The organism is Psychrobacillus sp. NPDC096426 (assembly GCF_044762745.1).
In the GTDB taxonomy this organism is placed as follows: Bacteria; Bacillota; Bacilli; order Bacillales_A; family Planococcaceae; genus Psychrobacillus.
Map to the genome: position 1 here is coordinate 1 of NZ_JBIWEX010000049.1, position 7382 is coordinate 7382.

The following is a 7382-nucleotide window of genomic DNA, read 5'->3' on the forward strand; positions in this document are numbered from 1 at the left end:
ATATTACGAAAATATATATTATTTGTTAATTCATAACATAGTGAAGCTCATGTTCACTGTTTAATAACCAATTTTTTCATATAGTGATAGCTGCCGCTTTTGCCTTCGTGCAGCGGTTCTAATATTTCTTTTCGTTTTGTTTGTTAAACTCTAATTAGTTAGCATATTTCGTTGATTGCAGCGGAAAGCGTCCGACTGCAGCGAAAATCGCAGCGGTCACCTGATAAAGCGATTTAAGACGCTTTATCCCTATTAAGCGCAACATTCCAGGACTATTATCCAAAGCGCGTTAGAAACGATGAAAAGAAGAGATGCTCTTAAATAGCGTTTGCAGTTTTTTAAGCCTTATTTCTCTTTCATTCATTGTTTAGAATTGTTAGAATGAAGAAACAGAAATGAAAGGAGAATTTTATGAAGAAGCCTATAAAAATACTCGCCTCATTAAGTGTGGCTGCCGCAGTACTTTTACCTACAACAGTGTTGGCTGGATCGAAACAATTCGCAGAAGAATTTTCAACAAAAGAGTATAGTTTTCAACCGATTGACGAAAAAATGGTTACTACATCCAAACTTTTCATATACGACTCCGGACTAACATTTAACTATCCAGATGCAGTGAGAGGTATATATGTAACGGGACATTCAGCAGGAGGATCTAGATTTGCAAATCTAATAAATTTATTAGACTCAACAGAACTAAATGCAATGGTAATAGATATTAAAGACGACTTTGGGAACTTAACATATATCCCAAGTAATGAATCATCACTTTCGAAATACGATATTGGAAAACCATACATAAAAAATCCACGGGCTATGCTGGAAACGATGGAAGAAAAAGAAATATACCCAATTGCGCGTGTAGTCGTTTTTAAAGATTCAAAACTAGCCGAAAGAAAACCAGAATGGTCTTTTGTGGAAGGATCCTCTGTTTGGAAAAATGGAAGAGGGGAAGCATTTGTCAATCCATTTCTTCAAGAAGTATGGGACTATAATGTGGAGATAGCGATAGAAGCGGCCAAAATGGGCTTTAAGGAAATTCAATTTGACTATGTGCGTTTTCCTGAAGGATTTGAAAATAGAGAAGATACTTTGAAGTACAAGATGGGAAAATACGAAACATCTGAAGAAGATGCAATTCAGCGAAGAGTTTCAGCCGTTACCGATTTCGTCGCATACGCAAAAGAAAAGTTACAACCTTATGGTGTACAAGTATCTGTAGACATTTTTGGATACTCTGCTACATTACCAGAGGCACCTGGTATTGGACAAAACTTCTCCAAAATATCCGAAAATGTGGACGTAATTTCTTCGATGATTTATCCAAGTCATTGGACATCTTACTTTGGTATTGCAAAACCTGATTTAGAGCCTTATCGATTAGTGCAAGAATATGCCAAAGTAGAAAATGCAAAATTAGCCGAATTAGAAAACCCACCAATCTCAAGACCGTGGATTCAGGATTTCACTGCTTCGTACCTAGGTGCTGGTAATTATCAAACATATGCTAAAGAAGAAGTAGAAGCTCAAATCAAAGCATTAAACGAAGCAGGTATAATGGAATATCTACTATGGAATGCTGGAAATAAATATTCTCCTGGCGTAGACTATACACCGTAAGCGAGAGAAGATAGGATCAAAAAAATCCTATCTTCTTTTATTTTTATGAAACTTTATTTCATGAAAAACGTATTTATTAGTATAACAGTTATTTTCAATAGCATAATACTAAATGAGAATAAAAAAGAACTTTGTTTATATGTTTAAAACAGAAAAGAGATGGGTATAAATTAAATGAGTGTAATAGTTAATACTTAATGTAAGTGTAGCTTATATATATTCAACGAATTTGTGACAGGTTAATTTAGAGGGGAAATTTTTCTTGTAAACGTATTTTAAATGACAAAAATTTGTTGTATACTAAAAAAGTAAAGAATTAAATTAAATTAATTATAAACTACTTCATATAACACAATTACCAATTGAAAGGAAGTGTTTTTAAATGATGGTTACGTTATTTACCTCACCAAGTTGTACTTCATGTAGAAAAGCAAAAGCATGGTTAGAAGAACACGATATTCCATATATGGAACGAAATATTTTTTCTGAACCACTTTCAATAAGTGAAATAAAAGAAATATTACGAATGACAGAAGACGGTACGGACGAAATTATCTCAACTCGTTCGAAAATATTCCAAAAGCTTAATGTAGATGTGGAAAGCCTTCCTTTACAACGTTTATATGAGCTAATTCAAGAATACCCTGGGCTTCTTCGCAGACCAATTATTTTAGATGAAAAACGTCTACAAGTTGGCTATAACGAAGACGAAATACGTAGATTCTTACCTAGAAAAGTTCGTGCATATCAGTTACTCGAAGCACAAAAACTTGTTAACTAAAGCTAATCGGCTGATTATTTTCAAAGAACTTTTGAAAATAGTCAGCTTTTCTTTTGGAATGCTTGCAATAAAGTATAAATTTTCATACAATGCAATTGTGATTAATAATTTGAAAAGAAAAGTTGGAATCCTTTTCTTTTTTTCACAAACAACATACAATAGTAGTAGACACTACATGAATGAAGCGGTAGGAAGCGAAAGGAGATGTGTTAAATGGATATCGAGCGTATCAATGATAACACTTTCAAAGTATACATTTCATACATCGACATTGAAGAAAGAGGCTTCAGCCGAGATGAAATATGGTTTAACAAAGATAAGAGCGAGCAGCTTTTTTGGGAGATGATGGATGAAGTTCATGATGATGATCATTTTGAAGAATTAGATGGTCCATTATGGATACAAGTTCATGCGATGGAAAAAGGCTTGGAAGTGATTGTCACTCGAACGGAAATAGGCAAGCATGAGGAACGATCAGATGATTTTGAAATGGATGACCTTTCAAATAAAATTTTCAAAAATGGTGTTTCCAGTTCTATAGGTCCTCACGAATTTGATGATTTTTCGCAATACATGGATGATGGAGAGGATATACCTTCTGAATACACATTCGTGTTTGAGAACTTTGATGATTTACTTGTTCTAGCAAAAAAATTAGATAAAGTAAATTTCAAAACATCATTGTATCATTATGAGGAAAAATATTATTTACATGTAATTTTTAATTCCGAAATAACAGAGTTTGAAGATGTATTAAATACACTAAGTGTTATTTCAGAGTTTGCAAATAGTACAAAAATTACTATCCATATGATTCAAGAATATGGAAAAGAAATTGTGGTAAATGATGTATTCGAAGAACTAAATCGACATTTTTAACCTTCTGTAAAAAGAAGGTTTTTTTTATTTCTTCTATTGTTTTCCTTGATTTTTTCACTGAAAATTCGTACATTTAGAAGTGGAGGTGAAGGTCATCCTAACGGCGATAACAAAAAAAGGAGAAATTATCGTTTCAGCCAATTATTCACGAGAATTTTTAAATGATCTAAAACAAAGAAGTTCGTTTAAGTGCCTTCAGTGCAACGAAGAAGTAATTTTGAGAAGCGGTTCGATCAAAATTCCGCACTTTGCCCATAGGCGAAAATCCGAATGCATCCATTCTTTTGCGGAAGGTGAAAGTGAAGAACATCTTAATGGAAAACTTCAATTGTACACATTTTTAAAGCGGCATAATAGCAACCCCCAACTAGAGTCATTCATTCCAAACATTAAACAAAGACCAGATATTTTAGTTCATAACCATGATTCCCAAGTAGCCATCGAATATCAATGCAGCCAAATTTTACCCACTATTATTGAAAGTCGTAATATTGGTTATAAACAGCAACAAATAGACCCACTTTGGATATTAAGGACACCATCTATTTCAGAGTTCCCACCTCAAGAGATAGGAATCATGCAATTATCTGTATTTCGTCAGCAATTCTTCCTAGAAACCCCCACTAATGGGAAAATGATAATCACCTACAGTCCACAAACAAAGCTCTTTCACTATATTTCAAACCCAGTTCATATCCAATCGAATAAATACATCGTCAAAATAAAGAAGCTACCGATTGAAAAGCAATCCTGGCCATTTGCAGTTGTCAAACGTATTTCCCATGAAGAATACGAAATGTACTTACAAGTGTATCGGAAGCAACGATTTAAGCATATTAACAACTTATACTTCTATAATAGAAAAGGAGTACAAAACCAGTTTTTACAAGTATGCTATAGATGGCAACTTTCCACAAAAGAAATTCCTATTTTCATAGGAATTCCTACTGCCAATGCAGAATCATTTCATGTACATGCCGTAGAATGGCAGATCCAATGGATTGACTATTTAAATCGAATAAAAGTCCCTATCGAGAAGGCAGATCGAGCGCATTGTGAATCATTTTTACTATATCGTCCAATTGGTTCCAAACAATCCTTATTCAAATTGGAGGCTGTCCAATCCTATTTGTCTATACTCCAACAATGTATCGAAAAGTCCGATATCGTCATTTATAAAAGCAAGTTTAATAGTTCAAAAATGGTTGAGCTACTATATAGTGATTTCCTTGCAAACTGACCAGAAAATTGAGAAAATGAATAGTGATACGAATTTCGAAACAAATGGAAGGGGAGTTCATCTTGACAACAGAAACAAACAACAAAGTATTAACACGTGAGGAAGTAGAAGAGCATCTTACTTGGAGATTAGAAGACATTTTTCCTTCCAATGACGCTTGGGAAAAAGAATTCCAAGATGTAGGAAAGCTAGCTGAAAAAGCAGCAACATTTCAAGGGACGATTGCAAATGGTGCAAATGCTTTGTTAGAAGTACTAACTTATCGAGATGAACTTACAGGGCGCCTGCGTAAGCTTTATACGTATGCACATATGCGTTCAGACCAAGATACTGCAAATAGCACTTATCAAGCGATGGATAGCCGTATTAAATCGCTGTATGTAAAAGTTTCTACGGAACTATCATTTTTAGTGCCAGAAATATTATCACTAGATGAGTCAACCCTTTCTACCTACTTATCTGAAAATAGTGAGCTGCAATTGTACCGTCAACTTTTAGAGGAAGTAAATTTAGAGCGTCCACATGTACTTCCAAAAGAGCAAGAAGCACTACTTGCACAGTTTTCTGAAGTGGCAGGTTCGCCGTCTGATACTTTTGGCAAGCTAAACAATGCGGATTTAGAATTTCCATCTATTAGAGATGAAGATGGCAATGAAGTTCAACTTACACATGGACGATATACACGCTTCTTAGAAAGTGAAGATGGGAGGGTACGAGAAGACGCATTTAAAGCGATGTATGAAACGTACGGCAAGTTCCGAAATACATTTGCATCTACTTTAGCAGGAAATGTAAAAGGAGATAATGTAAACGCAAAAATTAGAAAATACGCATCCGCTCGCGAGTCGGCAATGTCCGGAAATCATATTCCGGAAAGCGTCTACGATAATTTAGTCGGAACGATCAATAAAAACGTTCATCTACTTCATAAATATGTAAGTCTACGAAAAAAGGTACTTGGATTAGATGAGCTGCATATGTGGGATTTATATACACCACTTGTAAAAGAACTAAAAATGGAATATACGTATGAAGAAGCTTGCGATGCGATGCTAAATAGCTTTGCTCCTCTTGGAGAGGAATATGTATCTATCGTGAAGCAAGGATTAGAAAATCGCTGGGTAGATGTGGTAGAAACGAAAGGAAAGCGTTCCGGAGCCTATTCCTCTGGTACGTACGGTACAAACCCATACATTTTGATGAACTGGCAAAATAATGTGAATAATTTATTCACATTAGCACATGAATTTGGTCATAGTATTCACAGTTACTACACTCGCGCAAATCAGCCGTATGTGTATGGTGACTATTCCATTTTTGTTGCAGAAGTAGCGTCTACTTGTAATGAGGCACTACTGAATGATTATTTATTGAAAACAATTGATGATCCTAAAAAACGTATTTACTTGCTGAATCATTGGTTAGAAGGATTCCGTGGAACGGTATTCCGCCAAACAATGTTCGCTGAATTTGAGCATATTATCCATCAGCTTGATCAGGACGGGGAAGCATTAACTGCGGATAAGCTAACAGAAGAATATTATAAACTTAATCAAAAATACTTTGGTGACGATATCGTCATCGATGAGGAAATTGGATTAGAATGGGCACGAATTCCACATTTCTACTACAATTACTATGTATATCAATATGCAACTGGACTAAGCGCTGCTACTGCATTAAGCAATCAAATTTTGACGGAAGGTAAACCAGCCGTTGACCGTTATATTAATGAATTCCTAAAAGCAGGTTGCTCGGATTATCCAATTGAAGTATTGAAGAAAGCTGGTGTAGATATGAACACTGCTGCTCCAATCGAAGAAGCTTGCCGCGTATTTGAAGAAAAACTAAATGAATTAGAACAATTGCTTTTAGCAGAATAAAATAAGTAGAAGAAGGCTAAACTGGAAATTATCCGGTTTGGCCTTTTTTGCTTAGGAAACTATAAATTCTAGACAAGTGGATAACTTTTTTCAAGTAACATAACGTATGGCCTTTTTTATATTGTACGTGATATAAGCATAATGTGTCGTAATAAGCTTTATCAGGTGATCACTATGATTTCCGCTGCAGGGCGAACGCTTTCCGCGGGGTGAGCGATGAGCCATCGCCGCCGCTACGCGTTCGCCTGCGATGTCTCATCTGTCTCACTTAGGAACAAAGGCTAAGAGCGCCACATCGTGTGGCAACGCCTTCGTGACCAACATCCTGTTGGCCTCCACAGGAGTCGTCGCCCTTCCGCTTCAATCCATAGAAATTACTGATTAATTAGTAGTGCTGCTTGAAATCCAATAAATGCCTAATGATACAAAAGATATTGTGAACGCGACAAAACCAATCTAGCGGATGCTTTTTGCAGTAGTGCTACTAGCGCAAAGGCTTGGAGGTACTATCTAAAGCTTTTGTTGCGCACTATTCCTACGGTGTAGGATTTCGTTGTGAAAGCATCCATTAAATGAGTAAGAGCATTCAATCAGTTTTATTCGGAAAGCAACTAAATTAGCACGAGGGCCACCTAATTGATAGTGAAAGCAACCAATTTTTGAAATAACAAGTTTACTTGGCATGAATCGCAGTTGATTGAAACACGTTTTTCTAATAAATGGATGAACGCAACAATATTCTCCTAGAAAATGCTTCACTTGTTTCGAGAAGGCATTTTCTCATTAGATTTATAAATATTGCATAGCGGATCCGATAAATCTAAAGCTCTAATAAGTGTAGATGGTAAATAAATCAGTACACACCAATGATAGATTTTCGCAGCAGGCGGCGACTCCAGGAGCGACCGAGCATAGGTTGCAACATATAGTGGGTGGGATTCCCACCGAGTAAGAACTAGCCATTCGCTCGTAGCGAGTC

At 35.9% G+C, this 7382-nt stretch carries 6 protein-coding genes; 5 read left to right on the forward strand and 1 reads right to left on the reverse strand.

The features are described 5' to 3' along the window. Window positions 1–411: 411 nt before the first annotated feature. The 5 genes from ACIQYS_RS22170 (at window position 412) to pepF (ending at window position 6403) form a co-directional block, all read left to right on the forward strand. The gene (locus tag ACIQYS_RS22170) at window positions 412–1620 is read left to right on the forward strand and encodes a putative glycoside hydrolase (RefSeq protein WP_402985164.1); all 1209 of its coding nucleotides are present in this window, start codon (window positions 412–414) and stop codon (window positions 1618–1620) included. 385 nt (window positions 1621–2005) lie between these two features. Beyond that, a complete protein-coding gene (gene spxA, locus ACIQYS_RS22175; RefSeq protein WP_402985174.1) occupies window positions 2006–2401 on the forward strand; it encodes a transcriptional regulator SpxA in 396 nt (131 codons plus the stop codon). Between the two features lie 213 nt (window positions 2402–2614). Beyond that, the gene (gene mecA / locus ACIQYS_RS22180; protein ID WP_402985166.1) at window positions 2615–3280 is read left to right on the forward strand and encodes an adaptor protein MecA; all 666 of its coding nucleotides are present in this window, start codon (window positions 2615–2617) and stop codon (window positions 3278–3280) included. Between the two features lie 85 nt (window positions 3281–3365). Further along, window positions 3366–4520 (forward strand): competence protein CoiA, encoded by a 1155-nt coding sequence (locus ACIQYS_RS22185; RefSeq protein WP_402985168.1) that lies wholly within the window; start codon window positions 3366–3368, stop codon window positions 4518–4520. 62 nt (window positions 4521–4582) lie between these two features. Continuing rightward, on the forward strand, window positions 4583–6403 hold the full coding sequence (gene pepF / locus ACIQYS_RS22190; protein ID WP_402985170.1) for an oligoendopeptidase F: 1821 nt from the start codon (window positions 4583–4585) through the stop codon (window positions 6401–6403). A gap of 755 nt (window positions 6404–7158) precedes the next feature. Here pepF and ACIQYS_RS22195 read toward each other — a convergent pair. Then, window positions 7159–7382 (reverse strand): hypothetical protein (locus ACIQYS_RS22195; protein WP_402985172.1); only part of this gene is annotated, 224 nt, incomplete at its 5' end.

Coding starts and splice junctions, on each gene's coding strand:
- ACIQYS_RS22170 (WP_402985164.1), top strand. CDS start 412: ATGAAGAAGCCTATAAAAATACTCGCCTCATTAAGTGTGGCTGCCGCA.
- spxA (WP_402985174.1), top strand. CDS start 2,006: ATGGTTACGTTATTTACCTCACCAAGTTGTACTTCATGTAGAAAAGCA.
- mecA (WP_402985166.1), top strand. CDS start 2,615: ATGGATATCGAGCGTATCAATGATAACACTTTCAAAGTATACATTTCA.